We start from the raw sequence: 18,729 nt of genomic DNA, 5'->3' as shown, positions 1-18,729 counted from the left end.
AGAAAGCCAAATAAAGGAGGTGCCGCATGAGTTCCATTCTAAACGTTATAGAAAAGCTAAAGTTGAACGTTTTGAATATTGAAGATGTTCCCGAATCATTTAGTTCGGATGTATATAAACTTGGTCTTGCTAGTGGAGAAGACGTTTATGTAAAGATTCCATTTAACAAGGATAAGCTTTTTCGTGAATTTCAGATGCTTGAAACATTGAAGGATGTCTTACCTGTTCCTAAGGTATTGGACATTTGGTATGGGGATGAAATTACTACGGGGGCGTTGCTTCTTTCGGCAATTCAAGGTGTGCCTTGTACAGAAAATATGGATGAAAAGCTGTATTTTCAAATGGGTGTTTATCATGCAATGCTTCATGAGGTAAAAACGCCAGGATACGGTTACCATTCAACCAACGGGTTTATTTTTCTTGACCAAAATAATTGGCGTCTACATATCAGTGGAAAGAGCCCTGCAAAGAGCTCCTCGATCCAGCATTGTATGAACGATGCATTCTTCATTTTGACGGCGTTTTCTCTGCTTTACCTGATCCTGACGGACCCTGTTTTGTACATATGGATTTTCGACCTGGAAATATATTGGTGAATAGCAACAAGGTCGTTGGTATTATTGATTTCGAAAGTGCTCGTGGTGGTTCCTCTGAAATAGATTTCACTAAAATCAATAGATATATTTGGGAAGTTAACCCGAGAACAAAATCCCCGTACGTTGAATGTTATCAAACCATTCGGACCATGTTAAATCTCGAAATCGTATTGCCATTCTATAATTTTTATGATGCTTTTAGCGCCGTGGTTTGGTGTAAAAACAGAGGCGTTGAAAAAAATCAATCGTTCCTTCAGGAAAATATAGAAGTTTTGAAGAAATCAGTAGGTCATTGAATAAACGTTCAACAGGTTTGGCCGGTTTTCCTAAACGGAAAGAATCCATTCGGCAATGTCATGTATCACTTTTTTATCTACATGTTGTGCAACTTTGTACTCTTTTTTCATTTTTAATATCTCTCCATAAACAGCTGGCATGAATAAATGATTTAAGTTGGGGTAAAGTTTAAACGTTACATGTGGCTTTTCACCCAATAAGTCTTTGTAAGCCTGAAAATCTTTGTCTACGGATACATGAAAATCTTGATCTCCTTGCAAAATGAGCACGGGTTTATCTAATACGTTAAGGTAATTAATGGAGGGATGTTCTCCCATCTCTTTGAAGTAGAAGGCTCTAGAATATTTCCCCAAAATCACAGTTGATTTCGCTTCTTCATCACTTAATGTATAAATTTTATCAAATTTAGCTGATAGCGCTCCTATTTGTTTCTTCGCAATCATTTTCAAAAACATATTCAATGAGTCTAAAACATCGTTGTTTTGATCCATCAGAATCTCTTCTAACTTCCGTGGAGACCCACCCATAATAATGATGCCAGCAAAATGTCCACCTTCTGCATCAATTCGTGGAGCTAACATCCCGCCTAAACTATGACCTATAATGAATATTTGGTTGGTATCAATACGTGGGTCATTGCGTAATAAATCTGCTGCGAGGATAGCATCTTCAATCGTTTCTTCTTTAACGGATAATCCGGTATCGTATTCCCAAAACCTCCGATCAGCATGTTTATTCTATAAACCTATTCATTTTTTGAACTAGTCGTTGATATTCGGGTAATTCATGTAACGAATCGAACGCTGGATTCAGCAGAACATCCCTCATCATGCTATTCTTGATAACTTGCTCGCTGCGTGGGGCGGAGACGTCGAAATCTTTCAGCCACGGATCAATCAGGTCAAAAAAGGGATCACCACGAAGCTCAAAAGGGAAGAATCCTTCCACGCAGGTATCCACATATTTTTCAAGAAATTCAATTGATTTCTCAAGGAATTTGTTCACGCAATATAGATGAGCCCCTAGTGCGTAAAGCAAGACGACATTGTTCGGATTTAGCCGCTCCATATTAAAGATTCATGCAAAATCGGACGCTCTCATAAAAGCTGCTTCGGCTTTTTCGACATTATTAATATTTAATTGAAGGACGTTCAGCAGCCCTTGAAAGACTGCCATACTGTGCTGATACAGTTCAGCCTGCAAGGTTTCTTTGGCTTTGTCGATGTTGCCCATAAGCTGATATGCCTGTGAAATTAACTGGCCCTTTGGCATCATAGGCCGAACAGTCTCCCCAAGCAAATCTAACGCCCGCTGCGGGTCCCTTAGTGCCAGACAACAAATCGACTGGTACAAAACCGCCTCGTTGGAAAGCTGCATATCGCCACTTTCGCCCTGAATCCGTTCACACAGGGTCACGGTTTCGTTAAGAAGAGTCTCTTTTTGCTCTTGTGTTGTCGCCAGCATGAAGTGATTGGTGTACAGCTTAACCATTTGCAATAAAAGCGGAAAGCAGGCGTAATATTTTTTGATGACCGCCCTACATTCAGTGATTACTTCTTCAAAAGGGAAGGCTGCAAAATTATTGGCCAGTCGGGTGTACAGCTTTGCGATGTCCGACTGCTCCATTTGCGGCGAATAACCCATCAATTCATCAATGCTAATGTTAAAATAGGTCGCAAGCCGTGGCAGAAAAGTGATGTCAGGATAGCTTTGTCCCGTTTCCCACTTGGAAACGGACGCTTTGGAAACACCGATAAATGCAGCAACTGCATCCTGTGTTAATCCTTTTTCTCTGCGTTTTGCTACAAGAATCGATGCAAGATTAATTTCGTTCATCAACGTCACCTCTGCTTATGATTATACGGTTTATAAAATCAACTCCCAAGCGACTTGTCGTTGACTTATGTTAAAAAAATCAACTATTGGGAAACTTGATAGGAGAAGGGTCAAATCTCGCTAAGGAGCAGAACATATGAGGAAAGTATCCAACATCTTTGTTCGTTGTATTGTTTTTTGTATTCTAATGCTAAATCTAAGCGGTCTAGCCTATGCAGAACCTGACACAGTGAATGAGGAGCAATTTAAACCTTTATCTTTAACGTTACTTAATCCGTCCATACAGCTGGCGATTACTAAGTATTATCAAGAAATTCAGAAGCCGCAGCCAAGTTATGGTTTGTATGATATGAAGGTTCTGGAACTACAAAGGAAATCGCCTGGAGGTTATGCCTTTCGAGTGGTTGTTGAAGTCAGCACTTACTATGGTCCACACAATCCTCCAAATGCGAAGGAGTTCATTACATTCGATATCGATACGGGTAAAGTTAAGTTAATTCAATATATCCATAGGAGCGACTAACTTTTGATCATGAGATGGTTCGAAGTAATTATATTTATGCTATACTGGCAACGTAAAAGGGAGGTGCTTTACTGATGGAGAATCTGTTAAGATTGTCTGTGACTCGCTTCACTTGTGCAAAGCCAGTATTGGAGAAGCGTTACTTTGCATGGGGTTAAATCTTTTCTAACGCTAAATAAGCTTATCTAATATTGTGGCTTTGCACCTTATTTTCAAAAATAAGGAGTGAAGCAGAGTGAAATATACAAACGCTAAAAAAATATTGCCCGAAAAGTTAATAATAATGATTCAAGAGTATGTCCAGGGAGAAGTGATTTACATTCCGAAACAGGAAAAGGAATATAACCATTGGGGAAGCTTGAGTGGCGGAAGGCAGTGGTTAGATCACCGAAATGCCAATATTAGACAAGCTTTTAAGAAAAATAGCAGCATTGAACAGCTTGCTAAGGACTACTTTCTCTCTATCGAAACCATTAAGAAAATTGTTTATTCCAAAAATAAGTAGTACACGGCACTGATGAAGAAACTCATCAGTGCTTTTTTAGGTCAAAAACGATTCTAACTTATTGTTTTCATTTAAATAGCTTATTGCGTTCTTTACAATAGGATTAGGCAGAAGAGGAGTCGATTAAGAGAGCGAGGAAACGGTGAATATGAATGAACCAAAAAGCAGAAGCAGACATCTGATCGATCAGGAGATAATAGATGCGATTGAATTAATTCCAACCACCGATCTTTCCGCTGCCACACTAATGGAAGCACGGAAAAGTCAAACAAAAATGATGCCGCAAATCGATGTAACACAGTTGTTTCCGGTCACATTCGAAGAATGGGCAGTACCAAGTTATTTTGGTGGTCCTGATATTCGTATAGAAATTATTAAACCCCGCCAACCAAAGTACAGTAAGATGCCGTTATATTATTCGATTCACGGTGGGGGAATGGTTATGGGCAGTCCAGTCGGTGAACGCCAAAGCAATGCGGCACTGGCTGTGCAACATGGTTTTTGCTGTGTATCGGTTTACTATCGGCTAGCGCCAGAACATATCCAGCCAAGTCAATTACAGGATTGTTATTCAGGCTTGAAATGGTGTATTGAACATGCCGAGGAATTAGGGATAGATACTAAGAAAGTTGCACTTGCTGGCAGCAGTGCTGGTGGTGGTTTAGCGGCGGGGTTAGCCCTGTACATTCGCGACCAGAAGGAATTCGACATCCATCATCTAAGATTGCGCAGCCCAATGCTTGATGACCGTACAAGTATTTTGCCAGACCATCCTTATGCCGGCGAGTTTGTTTGGACCAAAAAAAGCAATTATTTCGGCTGGAAATCAGTCTTAGGTCACGAACCCGGACAAAAGGAAACAAATGAGTATTACGTGCCAGCGCGTGCCAAATCTCTTGCCGGTTTACCACCCACTTATATGAGCATAGGCAGCGTTGATCTGTTCATAGACGAAACCTTATTATTTGCCAAACAACTAGCTTTTGACGGTGTATTGATCGAATTGCAAGTACTTCCTGGATATCATCATTTGGCTCCAATGTTTCCGAATGCACATTTTTCTCAAATAGGTGCCACCTCTAGTGAGTATGCCTTGTTGAAAGCTCTGGAGTTACTTTGATTATAAGACTAATTTAGAAGTAGCTTCGAGTGTAGAGACAACAGGGCGGCAAAAAGTACAGATGACATGAGTTAGCGTGTTGAACGATAAAAAGTCGCATTGATGCGGCTTTTTTTTGATTTGTCGTGAGGCACGGACCTAACCTTTAGCCGTCCAACCATAGTTTAGATAATTGTGCATTCAGATTTGTAACTTGTGTATTTAAATTTAATTCCCTCAATAGTGCGAGTGTTCTGGCTGTCCGTTTGGCTTCAGAGTATTTCCTGAAAATGGCTGAACATCATTAATACTCAAAAAGGCAGGCCGATTTCCGGTTTGCCATTTTGCTATGCAAACGTATAATGAAAGCTTGAAGGGAGCGGACTGCCATGACCATCGAAGCCAGCTTTCGCCGGGCCAATCACATATGCAATCGTTATATTACTAAGGTAGAGCAAACAGGGCTTTCATTGTCCATTTTGTATTGGGGATTCATGCCCGACCATTTTGATAATGCCTTCCATCGACATTCCTTTTTTGAGGCTTGTTATGTGGTAGACGGTGAAGGAAGCTACATAGAACAAAACCAGCATTATGCTTTAAATAAAGGAACAGCATTTCTATCTCTTCCAGGCGTATGGCATCAAATTCGCAGTCAGACCGGACTGACACTTTCTTATGTGGCTTTCGAACTGGATGAGGCCAATACAGATGTTTATTATACTGAATCCTTCCGTCGTCTTGCTGAGCTTGGGCAAAGCGTAGCCCAGCAAGCGAACCTTACGCCGACTGGCCATTTATGGCAAGCGCTCATTACTTCTTTCGACCAGCCTGGGGCAACTCTTCCTCTTGCTGTAAAGCAAATTTCCGCTTCTCTGCTATTATCGATAGCAGATTTGCACGTTCCGACTCGAACAGACTCGGCCGACACGGTAGAGCAGCCCGTGGAACCAAATACGTTGTTCCGCCAGGCCAAACGGTACATTGATGATAATTTGATCAATGAGCTTACACTTATGACGGTGTCAAGGCACCTCCACATTTCGTCCCGCCATCTGACCCGGTTGTTCCAGGAAAATTTGGGGCAGTCCTTTGTCCACTACATTCAGGAACGACGTGTTCAGCAAGCCACTGGGCTCCTGTTAAATGAACAGACACCAATTAAAGACATCGCACTCCAGTGCGGGTTCCAATCCGTACATTATTTTACCCGGATATTCACCCGTGAGCTTGGTGTTTCCCCGGCCAAATTCCGACGCAATCAGTTTGCCGAAGGCCGCTCTGGAAAAATGCACTACCCACCCCGAATGTCCTGATCGTACAAAAACACAGCTTGATCGTTTAAAGACAGCACCTCCAACTCCCTATACAATGATGAACATAAATCGATATAGAGTTGGAGGTTTTAAATATGCCCCGAATAACCCCTTTGGCCTTTCAAAACAACCCCGTTAATTTCATCCGGATTCAGCCCGACCAAGAGATCGAATCGGGGATCTGGAATGGATATGAAGAATGGCTTGATCAAATTTGGCCCGAATGTGTACAGAATGATATGCTTCCTTTTTATATGGTCATTGACGGTACGCATGGCGCCGCATTCAGCGAATGTCTGGAATTACTTCGGTCGCGCTGCCAGCTAGAGAGCAGGGTTTTAATTGAAATAGACAGCGCTGATTATTTAAAGTCTTCTGCAGATTTGCTTCAGCAGTTTCACCCTTATCTGACGGATAACCGTGCTTTTGGCGTTGTGGCCTCGGACGTCAGCGTTAAGGATTATTTCCGGCCACATGCACAGTCGGTCTGGCTCAGTGATGTAGACGATCAACTTCGATTTTATCATTCCGCTGAACATGCAGAGGCCCAGTCGCCAAACGTAGAGCAGTTAGCTCCCATCGTTGTGACCTATGGGCCAGGCTCTGGCTTCCTTTCTACAGCATCAGGTTTAGCGAACGTTTCTCTGTTTTGCGACTTATCCAGAGAGGCACAGCAGAAACTGCATCAGCAGGGGATGGGTTCTTTGGGGTTAGGCCCTTGCCGGGATACGGTCGAAACCTATAAACAGGCCTTGTTTCTGGAGTGGCCCGTCTGGGAGGAATATCGCAAACGTCACTTGTATGACTTTGACTACTACGTGGATGCGAACAACCGGGAACGACCCGTTTTGGTCACCGTCCGCATGCTGCGCCTACTATTGGCTTCAGCAGCCCGGCAGCCTTTTCGAGTAAAGCCCTTTTTTGCACCGGGGATTTGGGGCGGACAGTATTTAAAAGAACTATGCGACCTGCCTAAGGATTGGAATAACTGCGCATGGGGGTTTGAACCTATCGCACCGGAGAACACGCTATTAATCGGTTATCGGGATTTTATAGTGGAGCTTCCTTTCCCGCTGCTGCTGTCCGCTCATCCAGAAGCAATTATGGGCGAGCGCAATGTGCAGCTGTTTGGCGACTATTTTCCAATCCGGTTTGATTATCTCGATACGATCGACGGGGATCATCTGTCTTTGCAGGTCCACCCCCAGCAGGCTTACATCGAGCAGACCTTTAACGAGACGATGACGCAGCAGGAATCCTATTACATTATGGAGCAGAAGGAAGGCGCTAAACCTTTTGTGGGATTAGGCTTCACGGAGGGAACAACCGGAGAGGAGATGCTTCAGGCGGTTGAATTCGCCCATACTACGGGAAAACCGCTGAAGATCCCAGAATTTGTGAACATTTGGAATGCGAATAAGGGTGATCTGTTTCTGATCCCGCCAGGAGCCGTACATTTTTCGGGCAAAAACAATCTGGTGCTGGAGATCTCTTCGACAACCTGGTGGTTTACCTTCAAAATATACGACCATTTGCGGCTGGATAGAGACGGGCGGCCGCGTCCGATCAACGGTGATCATGCCAGAGCCAACATGCAGGAACTGTTTGACACGGATTACGTTCAGAAGCATTTGATAGCGGTTCCAAAAGAAAGCCGTGTACAGGGAGACAGCAGGGAAGAGCTGCTGGGCGAACGGGAGGATCTGCTTTTTCAGATCAAAAGATTAAAGCTGGACGGAGAGTGGATCGACGATACGGCTGGAGAGTTTGTTATGTTCAACCTCGTAGAAGGCGATCGTGTGCGTCTGACCCCGCTGGATGATGAGGCAGCGGCTGTGGAGTGGGGGTATGCCGAGGCGTATATCGTTCCTGCTTCCGTCGGAGGTTTCCGCCTGGAGTCTCTGGGTGAACGATCGTGCACTCTGATCCGGGCACAGGTATCGCCAGACTGGAGCATGCCTCTGCTTCCGCATCACTGGAAATCTGGTGAGCATCTATGAAACCTGACGTCACGATTGCTATTGATGCCGGGGGGACCTTTTTGAAGGGTGCCGTTGTACTAAGTGACGGGAATCTTCTGCCACAACTTTATGTCAAAAGGTCATCGCACTCCGACAGTAGCGCGTATGAAATTGCCTCCAATCTGGCTGGCGTGATCCAGGAGCTTGCTGCTGCATACGTCGCCTACATGGAGAGGCTAAGTACCGATAAAGGGACCCGGGTCACTTTTGCCAATTTTCACATCGGTTTTGCTTTCCCCGGCCCTTTTGAATACGACACAGGTGTTTCCCGTATCCAGGGATTGAATAAATACGGGCAGCTTTATGAATTCAATCTAAAAACACTGCTGCGGTGTGAATTAACGGCGCTTGCAGCGGAGCCCACTGCTCCTACATGGATGACCCGGCTTGCTGCCGCAGATATTCGTTTTGGCAATGATGCTGCCTTGTTCGCTCTGGGGGTCAGCAGGCTTTATCCTCAGGAAAGATTGCTTTGCCTTACATTGGGAACGGGCCTCGGCTCCGCTTTTGTTGAGAATCGGTCTATTGTCAGCGGAAAATGGGGAATTCCCGACTCAGGCATGTTGTATGCCGAGCAATATAACGGAGGAACCGTGGATGATCTGTTCGGAAGCCGAGGCATTTTGGCCTTGGCAGATAGCCATGCTGCTCGAAGGCAGGGAGAGGATGTGTACCAACTGGCGATAGCGGCTAGACAGGGGATTTCCTCCGCCATCCGTGTATGGCAGCTTTACGGCCAGCGGCTTGGGGAAATGCTGCGTCCGTACGTGGCAGAGTTTCGCCCCGCTCGTCTGATCCTGGGGGGACAAATTGCCGAAACCCTTGATTTATTTGGCGGCGCGCTTTCGGAAGCGCTCTTGCCCGAGAGGATCGCTCAGCATAATGAGAAACATTTGCAGGAGCATGTGTTCCACGGGATTTTCCAGCTCGTAAAAGGTACCTAATCCACCAACAAAGGAGAAAATAACGATGACACTCGAACAACAAATTAAACAGGCCGCCATCCCGACGCTTGATCGGAAATGGAAAATATACGTCATTCACCATTCCCATACTGACATTGGTTATACCGACCGGCAGGAGAAGATTGAACAATATCATATCGATTTTATCCGTCAGGCGCTGCGTATTGTTAATGATGCTCATAACGGTGTAAGCCCCGAGTGGAAAGGGTTCCGTTGGACCTGTGAGACCTTCTGGGCTGTGGAGCAATTCCTGAAGCAGGCTCAAGACGAGGAAAAAGTTGCATTTGCCGATGCCGTGCGGCGTGGCGATATCGAGCTCTCCGGCACATATTTGAATATGACCGAGCTGCCCGACCTACAGCTGCTGAACAAAATACACAGCAAGGCTCAGACATATGCCGAATCTATCGGTCACCCAATAGACAGTGCGATGACAGCGGATATCAACGGCTACAGCTGGGGATATGCCGATAGCCTGCTGAATAACGGAATCGGACATTTATTCAGCTGTATACATACTCATCACGGCATGTATGCGTTGGGCCGCAAGCAGTCCCCTTTCTGGTGGGAAGCTCCAAGTGGGGAACGCCTGCTGGTCTGGAATGGAGACCACTACATGCTTGGCAACGAGCTTGGCTTCTGCCCTGGTGCGCTTGGCAAATACATGATTCGTGATGAATTCGGCCACAGACTTGTGGAACCGGGGAACATTCATGATCAAATTGCCAATATTCGTATCCACCGATACTTGGCCCAGCTTGAGGCCGAGCAGTATCCGTATGATTTCGTGCCAATGATGCTGTCCGGATTGCCCACAGACAACGGATCGCCCAATAGCGCAATCATGGAATGGATTGAGGCGTGGAACCGTCAAAACGGTGAGGAAATTTCCGTGGAGATGAGTACGTTGAGCGGCTTTTTTGCCCGCTTGAAGGAGGAAGGGACGGATGATCTGCCTGTGCATAAAGGGGATTGGCCGGACTGGTGGTCGGACGGTGTAAGCTCCACACCGATGCACACCCAGATTTACCGTGATGCACAGCGGACACTTCGCAAGGTGGAAAAGCTCGACCCTGAACAGAAAAGTGTTAGTCTCCAGGAAATCGAGGCTGTAGAGCAGGCGCTTACTCTTTATGCCGAACACACTTGGGGGTATCACTCCTCTGTGTATGAACCGTGGCACAAAAATGTACAGATGCTTGAGGTTCGCAAGACAGCTCACGCTGCAGAGGCAAGCAGGCTTGCTTACCGCGCGCTGGATCAGGTGCTGCTTGCCGATAATGCCGCCACCTTGTACCCGGGGCGTCCTTATCGCTTCAAGGTTACGAACGTGTCGGAGCGGGAGGTAACGGAGTTGGTTCAGTTGAAGCTTGAAGGATGGGAACCGGATGAGCTATTGAACGGAGTAGAAGTAATCCGGGAGGACACAGGACAGGTGCTGATCCAGCAGTCAAGTCACCCGCAGACGATTATTGCAGAGCTTAAGCTCCAAGGCATGGAGAGCTGCATACTGATCCTGCGCCCACTCCTGGCAGCCCAGAATACTCTTCTTTCCTTAACGTCAACCTCCAATTCGAAGCTGATCGGCGCTGACCAGGTGTACGATATGGAGGATATGTATTCCTTAACGACAGGCGGACAGCAAGCGCCGGTCTCCGTTTGCCAAACGGGGCTGGAGTCACCTTATGTACGCTTGACTTGGTCGAAAGAGCGCGGCATCGTGTCGTGGATCGATAAGGAGACAGGACGCGAACTGCTGAAAGCGGATGATCTGTATGGGGCGTTTACACCCATCTATGAGGTGACCAATCCAGCGAATCCTGCGAATGCTTCTCAGGTATGGAGCGTCCGTTCCAAAATGGGACGCAACCGTAAAGGCCTTAACGTGGAGCGTTCGGTTGGTCAGCTCATCTCTGTGCGCACGGTGGATAATGGACCGTTGTATGCTACCGTTGAGCTTGGTTATCAGCTCAAGGGCATCGCCTATTTTTCACTGCATTTGCAGATCTATACCCGTCAAAACCGGATGGATATTTCGGCGCGGTTCCATAAAGAGAGCATCTGGAATCCGGAGAACGTTTATCTGGCCCTGCCGTTCACCGCGGGAGGCACCGGGCCAGTTACCCTGTTTGCCGACAAGCCAGGAGGCCTCGTTCGCCCTTGGAAGGATCAGATTCCGGGAACTTGCCTGGATTATTCCGCTGTACAGTCGGGCATTGCCTGGCAGGATCATGACCGCAGCCTGCTGCTTGCCGTCCCGGATACGCCGCTTATGCAATGGGGGACGCTGGATTACGGAACAAGAAAGGTCCACACCCAGCAAGCACCTGACGCCCAACCAGAAGTCTATGCCTGGCTGATGACGAATTATTGGGAAACGAATTTCAAAGCGACCTTGGGCGGCTTCTATGAGTTTCAATATCATATTTCGGCGGGTGGCAGACTTCCGGTTGAAGATATGGCCGCAGCTCTGCATGCGTTGAACGAACCATTTGTGGTTACCCGGGTTAATGAAAAATAAAGATAACACATAGCAGATATAAACTTATGGTCGATAAAACAACAACCAGCAGGCTTCCACATGGAGGCCTGCTGGTTGTTGGCGTTTCGGTCTTTTAGTTCGCGTAAGATTACGTGTTTTTGCTTAATGATGTTGTTAAAGCTGAAATGTATTAAACCTACTCTTGAGCTGCCTCCAGCTCAGCAATTTGCGCTTTGTATTGCTTCAGAAGGTCGGCTAGGGAAGTCTTGATTGCAGCTTCATCCTTAGCTGTTACGGCCTTATTCAAATTCGCTTGGGCTGAGAAGAATGCACTGGCAGCTGTAGTACCGCTAAATTGAAGACTTTGAGCATCCGCTATAACCGCACTTGTTGTTCCGGTTGTTTTTTCGTCAAGATTCAGAGGGCTGAGGGCAATTGCCACTCCAGGTTCTGCGTTCTCAACGAATCCTTTCAGATCCGAACTGTTTGTGGTAATGGAAAAAGACAAGGTGTTCAAATTTTCGGAATTAGGTATTTTTTCGGCTTTTACACTCTCAACTGAGGGTAGCTTGCCTTCCTCAACCTTCAAGGCCTGCATTTCTTTGATCTCACCTGGTTTGGCGTTTTCGGATACTTTCTTCCATTCGTTAGAGTCTACATCAACAGCAACCAAAGTGGCCATTACTTGGGATGTAGAGTTTTGTGAAAGCAGTTTATTGTAACGGGCCAACGTTTTTTTCCATTCGCTTACTGTTTCTGGCGCGTACTTTTTGGCGAGCTCCACTGGATTAGCCAATGTAAAGGCCGCAATGGCGGATTTTGCTTCTTTCAAGGTAGCTGTTCCGTTTGTAACAGCATTTGCGTTAGCGGCACTGTCGGCATTCGCGACAATCGGTGCGGAGATCGCAGTGAGCAGCAGGGCGGACAGGGCAACATTTCTGAATTTGAAACTGTAGTTCATTTCGTAACACTCCTTATGATTTGGTTTGTCTTACAGTTATCAATTTACCGAAGGAGTGTGGCACAATATTGGTGTAATTGTGGAAAAACAATGGCAAAGCTCTTCCCATATAAATACCTTTGGTATACTCACTATAGAGAAAAGTACAGGAGGCCCCGTTCATGAATAACGATTACCTCATCGCGGTTGTAGACGATGACGAGAATATACGTACGCTGATTCAAGCTTATTTGCACAAGCAGAACTATCGAACGATAGGCCTCGCTAATGCCGAGGATGCCTGGTCTTTATATAGAATAAGTCCACCGAGTATGTGGGTGATGGATATTATGCTGCCCGGAATGGATGGCTATGAATTGTGCAAACGCATCCGTAGTGAAGGAGAGGTTCCCATTATTATGATCTCGGCGAAGGATAATGAAGTGGACAAAATACTTGGCCTTGAGCTCGGCAGTGACGATTATCTAGTGAAGCCGTTCAGCCCCCGTGAGCTGGTAGCCCGCATCAAGCGGCAGCTGGAACGTTGGATTAGACTTACCGGTGCGGAAGAAAGAGCTGTTGTAAGCGAAGCTGTGACGCCACGAATCGATACCGGAGAGCTTCAATTAATGTTGGAAGAGAGGCGGGCCATATGGCGAGGGGAAGAAGTGGACCTGACCAGCAAAGAGTTCACCATGCTCAAGGTACTGGCTGAACATCCGAATCGAGCGTTTACGAGGGACGAGCTGCTCAGTTTTGTCTGGGGAGAAGATTATTTTGGCAGTGACCGTGCCGTGGATCATTTGATTAAGCGGATTCGCAAAAAGATGGAGGAACTTCCCGTCGAATCGGTATGGGGACACGGGTATCGCATGCGTACAGATCGGAGTGAAGTTTAATATGAAACTAGTCCATCAGATTAACCTTGCGTTCGGATTGTCACTGATTCTGATCCTCTCCGTCACGGCCGTTTTACTTCATTATGTGCTTCTGGATCATTTCATTGGAACAGAGAAGAATGATCTCAAGACGTTAAGTACAGCAATGTCCGCTTCAATAACGACGGGGGATATCAAAATGAGTCCTGTACTTACCACTGGATCTGCTGTCACGATGCCTAATTCGAATATGACGGGTATGCAGTCTGTCCAGTTGGTAACAGGAGAAGTTACGAGTGCTCCTTCAACACTCATTCCTGCGGATGTTGAAGCCTTTGTCACTGATTTCAACGGAAATGTGCTGTCAGGGACATTGTCTGTGAGTGGTACAACCGGAATGGCGAGCAGTAACACATTGACTGAAGCCGTACCAGCAAACTTGTCGAAATACACAGCGGTCACTTCGTCCAGCATCAAGGACCTGTGGAAGGGAACGGATGGGCGCTATGTGATGGACGTCAGCCCCATCCCCCAAGGAACTCTGACTCTGCTGACTCCCATGAGCAAGATCAAAGCAATCGAACAGGCGCTTCTGGGTCGTCTCATCCTGGTGATCTGTATCGTTGGGGCCATGATGTTCCTGCTTAGTCTGTTTATTACGAAAAGGCTAATTCAGCCCTTGATGAATCTGAAGCAGGAACTTAAGAAGGTCAAACAACGTCATTTCACGGATGTACAGCGGGTCAAGGCCGGCGGTGAGATTGGAGCTGTCGCACAGGCGGTATATGAGATGGCGGGTGAACTGAACAGGTTCAATGAGGTGCAGAAGCAGTTTTTCCAGAATGCATCCCATGAGCTGAAGACGCCTCTGATGTCCATTGCAGGTTATGCGGAGGGCATTCGGGATGGAATCTTTGAAGGTGAGAACGTTCGTAAAGGGCTGGACGTGATTCTTGGAGAGAGCGGCAGATTAGGAAAGATTGTTACCGAAATGACGCTGCTTGCGAAGCTGGATAGTGAAGAGGATATCTTCAAACCTTCTAAGGTCAGTCTGAACGAATTGTTGACGGAAACGTCTGAACGTGTCAATCCGCTGCTTGTAAAGAAAGGACTTACACTCCATATCGCCTGCCCGGAGAATAAGGAGCTGTTCATCATGGCTGATCAGGATAAACTGCTGCAGGCACTGCTCAACGTCGTGACGAATGCTGCAAGGTACGCCAAAGAAGAAATTCACATCACTGCGAACTTGGAAAAAGGGAAGATCACGCTATCCGTCACGGATGACGGTCCCGGCTTTCCGCAGGAGCTGCTGCCCACCTTATTCCACCGTTTTGTCAAAGGAAAAGACGGTGAGTCCGGACTGGGCCTGGCGATTGCCCGGGCCATTGTGGAACGCTGCGGCGGGCTGATTCAGGCCACCAACCGTAAGGAAGGCGGAGCTGTAATCTCGTTCGGCTTCCCTGCGGCACAACGTGTCTGAAGGAAAAGACGGCAACTATATCCTCCTAAGTTGCACCAAACCTCGAAGTAAGAGAAATAGAGGAAATGCACAAAGGGGTTCGTGTCGCCAATCGCCAATATAAATACTCCGCTTAAGTTGCTTTGTGTGTACCCTGCTCTCCCTGCATATAGGGGGAGCTTTTTTGAGTTTTGGGTACGGATCAGATGGCACGCTTGTATATCATCACATGAATGCTATGCTTTGAATTCCCTACGGCAGCAGCGATTCCTTATTCATTGTCGCGTTTTTACGGAAATCTAGCGGAGCTTGATTATAGTATTTTTTGAACTGATGGTAGAAGTGGCTGACGTTCTCAAATCCCGCTTCCAATGCAATCTCAAGCACGCGCAGCTCAGTCGTGAGCAGCAAGTTTTTGGCTACATTCAGCCGAAGCTGATTAATATACTCTGTTGGTGTCTGATTCAGATATTGACGAAAGGCTCGGTTCACATGACCAACGCTTCGACCTGACAATTCATAGAGGGCATGAAGACCTCGAATCATGTTTTCTTTTAGCTGCATTTTGGAGATCGCATGCTCAAGCCACAGCGGGAGAATGGGTTGTTCAATGGTTTCCAACTCAAAGAAATGCTGCGTAAAAATCTGAATAATCAGCCCTTTTGCGTATACGCGAGCCTTCTTCTTATCCACTGTGGAGAGCATCATAATCCGTTCAAAGCTTCGAACCATCTCTGTCATTTCTAACTGAGATAACATGGCAATCTGGGGAACGGGAGCCTGCAAGAGTCCTTGCGCATACTTCTGTTCATTCAAGTAGGCCAAAGCTTCTTCTATTACTGCGGATCGACACGGGCTATTCAGAAAACGGCAGTCCTGAGTGCCTTCCGGTTCATAACGGTGAATATCATGCGGTCGAATAAAGACAAGGCAGCCCGGCCTTAAATGCTGGGTTGTTCCATTGACGATATGTTGGCACTGCCCTTCACTTAGAATGAAGAACTCGTAAAAGTCATGGGTATGCTCGGGTGATACTTTCGATAAGGAATCGACCCAGAACGGATCTACGAGCAGGTCGGGATGGATGTGAGTAGACGCTGTGTATTTGATCATGGCTCGAACCTCTCCAATTATTGTTAATGTCAAAATAGCACACGAATTCCGTGAACACAACATAAGAAAGTATGGAGACCTCTTGATAGAATGAAATAGATTACAAAGACATCAGGAGGTATCACAAATGTTGCTTATCGATCTCAATGGCAGGTGGCAAATGAAGAGAGTGGATCATGCCGAATGGCTTCCGGCGACGGTTCCAGGTTCGGTCTTTAATGATTTGCTTCAAGCTGGACAAATGGAAGACCCTTACTACCGCGAGCAAGAGCAGGCGGCACTTGAACTGTGCAATTATGATTATGAATACAAACACTCTTTTGAAGTGAGCGCAGCGGATCTTAAGCATGACCGGATCATCCTGTTATGTGAAGGGTTGGATACGATTGGCGAATTGTTTCTGAATGAAATGAATATCGCGAATGTAAGTAACATGCACAGTACTTATGAAATCGATATTACCTCCTTTATCAAACAAGGTGAAAATACCATACACATTATTCTTCGTTCCCCTGTGGAGTATGTACTGCGTAAACAAGCCGAGCGCCCGTTGATTAACTGCAGTGATGCAGTGGAAGGAATCTCCCATTTGCGTAAAGCACACTCCATGTTCGGTTGGGATTGGGGTCCACAATTACCTGATTTGGGAATCTGGCGAAATATCTCCATTCAAGGCTATGATCATGCCCGTTTGGAAGATGTCTACATTACACAGATGCATAGCGAAGGAAAGGTAACCTTAGATGTTCGCGTAAGGGCATCTGGTTGGGTCCAAGAAGAGCGGGAGATCACGGTCACATTAGATACTCCTTCCGGGGAGACATTGAAAGGATGCACGTCTGTCGTGAATGATGCGAATCATCATATCTGGATTGAAGTGGACCATCCCGAGTTATGGTGGCCGAATGGTCTGGGCAAACAGCCATTGTATCAGCTGAGCATTGCGCTTATGGAACAAGGCGTGGAGTTGGATCGTGATGTTAAGCGCATTGGACTGAGAACATTAACTGTGAAGCAAGAGCAGGATCAGTGGGGGGAGTCCTTCGAATTCGAAGTGAACGGTGTATCTTTTTTCTCGATGGGTGCTGACTATATTCCGGAAGATAACATCTTGCCGCGCTGTAGCCCAGATCGGACAGAACGATTGATCAAGAGCTGTGCGCAAGCCCATTTCAATACAATTCGTGTCTGGGGTGGGGGACATTATCCGGAGAATTACTTCTATGATTTGTGCGACGAATACGGCTTGATTGTATGGCAGGACTTGATGTATGCCTGCGGTGTATATGAACTCACTGAGGAATTCAAGCAATTGATTACAAAAGAGACCATCGATAACATGAAACGCTTGCGTCATCATGCCTCATTGGGAATCTGGTGTGGAAACAATGAGCAGGAGATGGCTTGGGTTGAATGGGACTGGGCGAAGAAAACATCCTTACAGTTACAAGCAGACTATATTAAGCAATATGAAGTATTACTTCCGGCTATTGCGAAGGAATATGATCCGAACACGTTCTACTGGTTAGCTTCACCTTCATCCAAAGGCAGCTTTGACAATCCAAACGATGAAAATTACGGAGACATGCATTACTGGGATGTGTGGCATGGCAAGAAACCTTTTACCGAATTCCGCACATTGTTCCCGCGCTACATGTCCGAATTCGGATTGCAATCCTTTCCGAATCACAAGACCATAGAGACGTTTACGTTGCCGGAAGATCGCAATATCTTCTCACCGGTCATGGAATCTCATCAGAAGAATGGTACGGGCAATGAGAAAATTCTGTATTACATCGGGGAGACGTATCGCTTGCCAAAAGATTTCAATTCCCTGTTATACGCTTCACAGCTCATTCAGGCTGAAGGTATCTCATGTGGGGTAGAGCACTGGCGCAGACATCGTGGACGCTGTATGGGAGCACTGTACTGGCAGTTGAATGATTGCTGGCCTGTTGCTTCCTGGTCCAGTATCGATTACTTTGGTCGCTGGAAAGCACTGCATTATGCAGCCAAACGCTTTTTCGCGCCTGTTCTTGTATCGGCTCGGGAAGATGGTTCAAAGGTAGAACTTCACGTATCGAATGAGAGTAGGAGTGCTGTAAAAGGAGAATTGAAATGGAGGCTCATGGATTCGCAATCCAATGAAATCGTAGCTTCTTCAAAAGTGATTGATTTGAAAGCGTTATCAACCTCATTATTCGAACAGCTTGATTTCACTGAGATGCTCAATACAACTGCCAAAAAACGGAATACGTATTTACAGTTTTCCTTTGAGGTGGGTGGTGAAGTTGTCAGCGAAGGTACAGTGTTATTTGTGAAGCCAAAGCATTTTGATTTTATTGATCCCGCAATTGAGACCACGATGACGGAAGAAAAGGATCGTTTTGTTATTACGGTTGATTCTAAAGCCTTTGCACGGTTTGTGGAGCTGGATTTAGGTGTATTAGACGTTATTTTCAGTAACAATTATTTTGACTTGTCAGCAGGTGAAAGAAAGACCATTTCTCTGAGGAAAGATGATCTCAACAAACCGGCATCCCTTGAAGAACTGCAATCACAGTTAATCGTACGCAGCGTATTTGATTTGTAAGTTGTTCCTTCGCTTTTTCTGATATTGCCAATCCAATCGCTAGAAATCCGATCGTTGTTGTATGTTACCGCTTTTAATTGATCTCTATACTGATGGCAGAGGT

Annotated in this window: 16 protein-coding genes and 1 pseudogene; 12 read left to right on the top strand and 5 right to left on the bottom strand. The window is 46.2% G+C overall.

Annotated elements, in window-relative coordinates; translation table 11 throughout:
• Positions 1-26: 26 nt before the first annotated feature.
• Positions 27-596, top strand: coding sequence for a protein kinase family protein (locus BMY78_RS13975; RefSeq protein WP_339853214.1), 570 nt, complete (start codon positions 27-29; stop codon positions 594-596).
• Entirely contained in the window at positions 488-892 is a 405-nt protein-coding gene (locus tag BMY78_RS33750) for a phosphotransferase (RefSeq protein ID WP_371129138.1), read from the top strand. The genes BMY78_RS13975 and BMY78_RS33750 overlap by 109 nt, the downstream gene beginning before the upstream one ends.
• A gap of 30 nt (positions 893-922) precedes the next feature.
• On the opposite strand, the pseudogene BMY78_RS13970 reads toward BMY78_RS33750, so the two are convergent.
• The 3 genes and pseudogenes from BMY78_RS13970 to BMY78_RS13965 all read right to left on the bottom strand — a co-directional run.
• Positions 923-1,573, bottom strand: a pseudogene (locus BMY78_RS13970) (alpha/beta hydrolase family protein); the annotation flags it as partial.
• Positions 1,574-1,625: 52 nt separating this feature from the next.
• Positions 1,626-1,898 carry a hypothetical protein gene (locus tag BMY78_RS33300; RefSeq protein ID WP_256222111.1) on the bottom strand — a complete coding sequence of 91 codons (273 nt, stop codon included), beginning with the start codon at positions 1,896-1,898 and terminating at the stop codon, positions 1,626-1,628.
• Positions 1,899-1,970: 72 nt separating this feature from the next.
• A complete protein-coding gene (locus BMY78_RS13965) occupies positions 1,971-2,729 on the bottom strand; it encodes a helix-turn-helix domain-containing protein (protein WP_256222110.1) in 759 nt (252 codons plus the stop codon).
• 136 nt (positions 2,730-2,865) lie between these two features.
• On the opposite strand from BMY78_RS13965, the gene BMY78_RS13960 reads away from it, so the two are divergent.
• The 7 genes from BMY78_RS13960 to BMY78_RS13930 all read left to right on the top strand — a co-directional run bounded on the left by BMY78_RS13960 (position 2,866) and on the right by BMY78_RS13930 (position 11,679).
• The gene (locus tag BMY78_RS13960; protein WP_090899569.1) at positions 2,866-3,252 is read left to right on the top strand and encodes a DUF3888 domain-containing protein; all 387 of its coding nucleotides are present in this window, start codon (positions 2,866-2,868) and stop codon (positions 3,250-3,252) included.
• Between the two features lie 235 nt (positions 3,253-3,487).
• Positions 3,488-3,757: a CD3324 family protein gene (locus tag BMY78_RS13955; protein WP_090899566.1), complete on the top strand. Its 270-nt coding sequence runs from the start codon at positions 3,488-3,490 to the stop codon at positions 3,755-3,757.
• A 148-nt stretch (positions 3,758-3,905) separates the two neighbouring features.
• Entirely contained in the window at positions 3,906-4,877 is a 972-nt protein-coding gene (locus BMY78_RS13950; RefSeq protein WP_090899563.1) for an alpha/beta hydrolase fold domain-containing protein, read from the top strand.
• Positions 4,878-5,245: 368 nt separating this feature from the next.
• Entirely contained in the window at positions 5,246-6,172 is a 927-nt protein-coding gene (locus tag BMY78_RS13945; RefSeq protein WP_090899560.1) for an AraC family transcriptional regulator, read from the top strand.
• A gap of 95 nt (positions 6,173-6,267) precedes the next feature.
• Positions 6,268-8,172, top strand: a complete 1,905-nt coding sequence (locus tag BMY78_RS13940; RefSeq protein ID WP_090899557.1) for a class I mannose-6-phosphate isomerase — start codon at positions 6,268-6,270, stop codon at positions 8,170-8,172.
• Complete coding sequence (locus BMY78_RS13935) at positions 8,169-9,137, top strand: ROK family protein (RefSeq protein ID WP_090899554.1); 969 nt, start codon at positions 8,169-8,171, stop codon at positions 9,135-9,137. Before BMY78_RS13940 ends, BMY78_RS13935 begins: the two co-directional genes overlap by 4 nt.
• 25 nt (positions 9,138-9,162) lie before the next feature.
• Positions 9,163-11,679, top strand: a complete 2,517-nt coding sequence (locus BMY78_RS13930) for a glycoside hydrolase family 38 N-terminal domain-containing protein (protein ID WP_090899551.1) — start codon at positions 9,163-9,165, stop codon at positions 11,677-11,679.
• A gap of 157 nt (positions 11,680-11,836) precedes the next feature.
• Here BMY78_RS13930 and BMY78_RS13925 read toward each other — a convergent pair whose 3' ends face one another.
• Positions 11,837-12,601: a hypothetical protein gene (locus BMY78_RS13925; RefSeq protein WP_090899548.1), complete on the bottom strand. Its 765-nt coding sequence runs from the start codon at positions 12,599-12,601 to the stop codon at positions 11,837-11,839.
• A gap of 161 nt (positions 12,602-12,762) precedes the next feature.
• On the opposite strand from BMY78_RS13925, the gene BMY78_RS13920 reads away from it, so the two are divergent.
• The gene (locus BMY78_RS13920) at positions 12,763-13,479 is read left to right on the top strand and encodes a response regulator transcription factor (protein ID WP_090899545.1); all 717 of its coding nucleotides are present in this window, start codon (positions 12,763-12,765) and stop codon (positions 13,477-13,479) included.
• Position 13,480: 1 nt separating this feature from the next.
• Positions 13,481-14,941: a sensor histidine kinase gene (locus tag BMY78_RS13915; protein ID WP_090899542.1), complete on the top strand. Its 1,461-nt coding sequence runs from the start codon at positions 13,481-13,483 to the stop codon at positions 14,939-14,941.
• 231 nt (positions 14,942-15,172) lie between these two features.
• On the opposite strand, the gene BMY78_RS13910 is transcribed toward BMY78_RS13915, so the two are convergent.
• Positions 15,173-16,033: an AraC family transcriptional regulator gene (locus BMY78_RS13910; protein ID WP_163760625.1), complete on the bottom strand. Its 861-nt coding sequence runs from the start codon at positions 16,031-16,033 to the stop codon at positions 15,173-15,175.
• 127 nt (positions 16,034-16,160) lie between these two features.
• Here BMY78_RS13910 and BMY78_RS13905 point away from each other — a divergent pair, with 127 nt between their 5' ends.
• On the top strand, positions 16,161-18,626 hold the full coding sequence (locus BMY78_RS13905; RefSeq protein WP_090899536.1) for a beta-mannosidase: 2,466 nt from the start codon (positions 16,161-16,163) through the stop codon (positions 18,624-18,626).
• Positions 18,627-18,729: the final 103 nt, after the last annotated feature.

It is taken from the genome of Paenibacillus sp. OK076 (genome assembly GCF_900110055.1).
Taxonomy (GTDB): domain Bacteria; phylum Bacillota; class Bacilli; order Paenibacillales; family Paenibacillaceae; genus Paenibacillus.
Note: the sequence above shows the minus strand (reverse complement) of the source record. Positions and strands in the feature narration are given on the sequence as shown.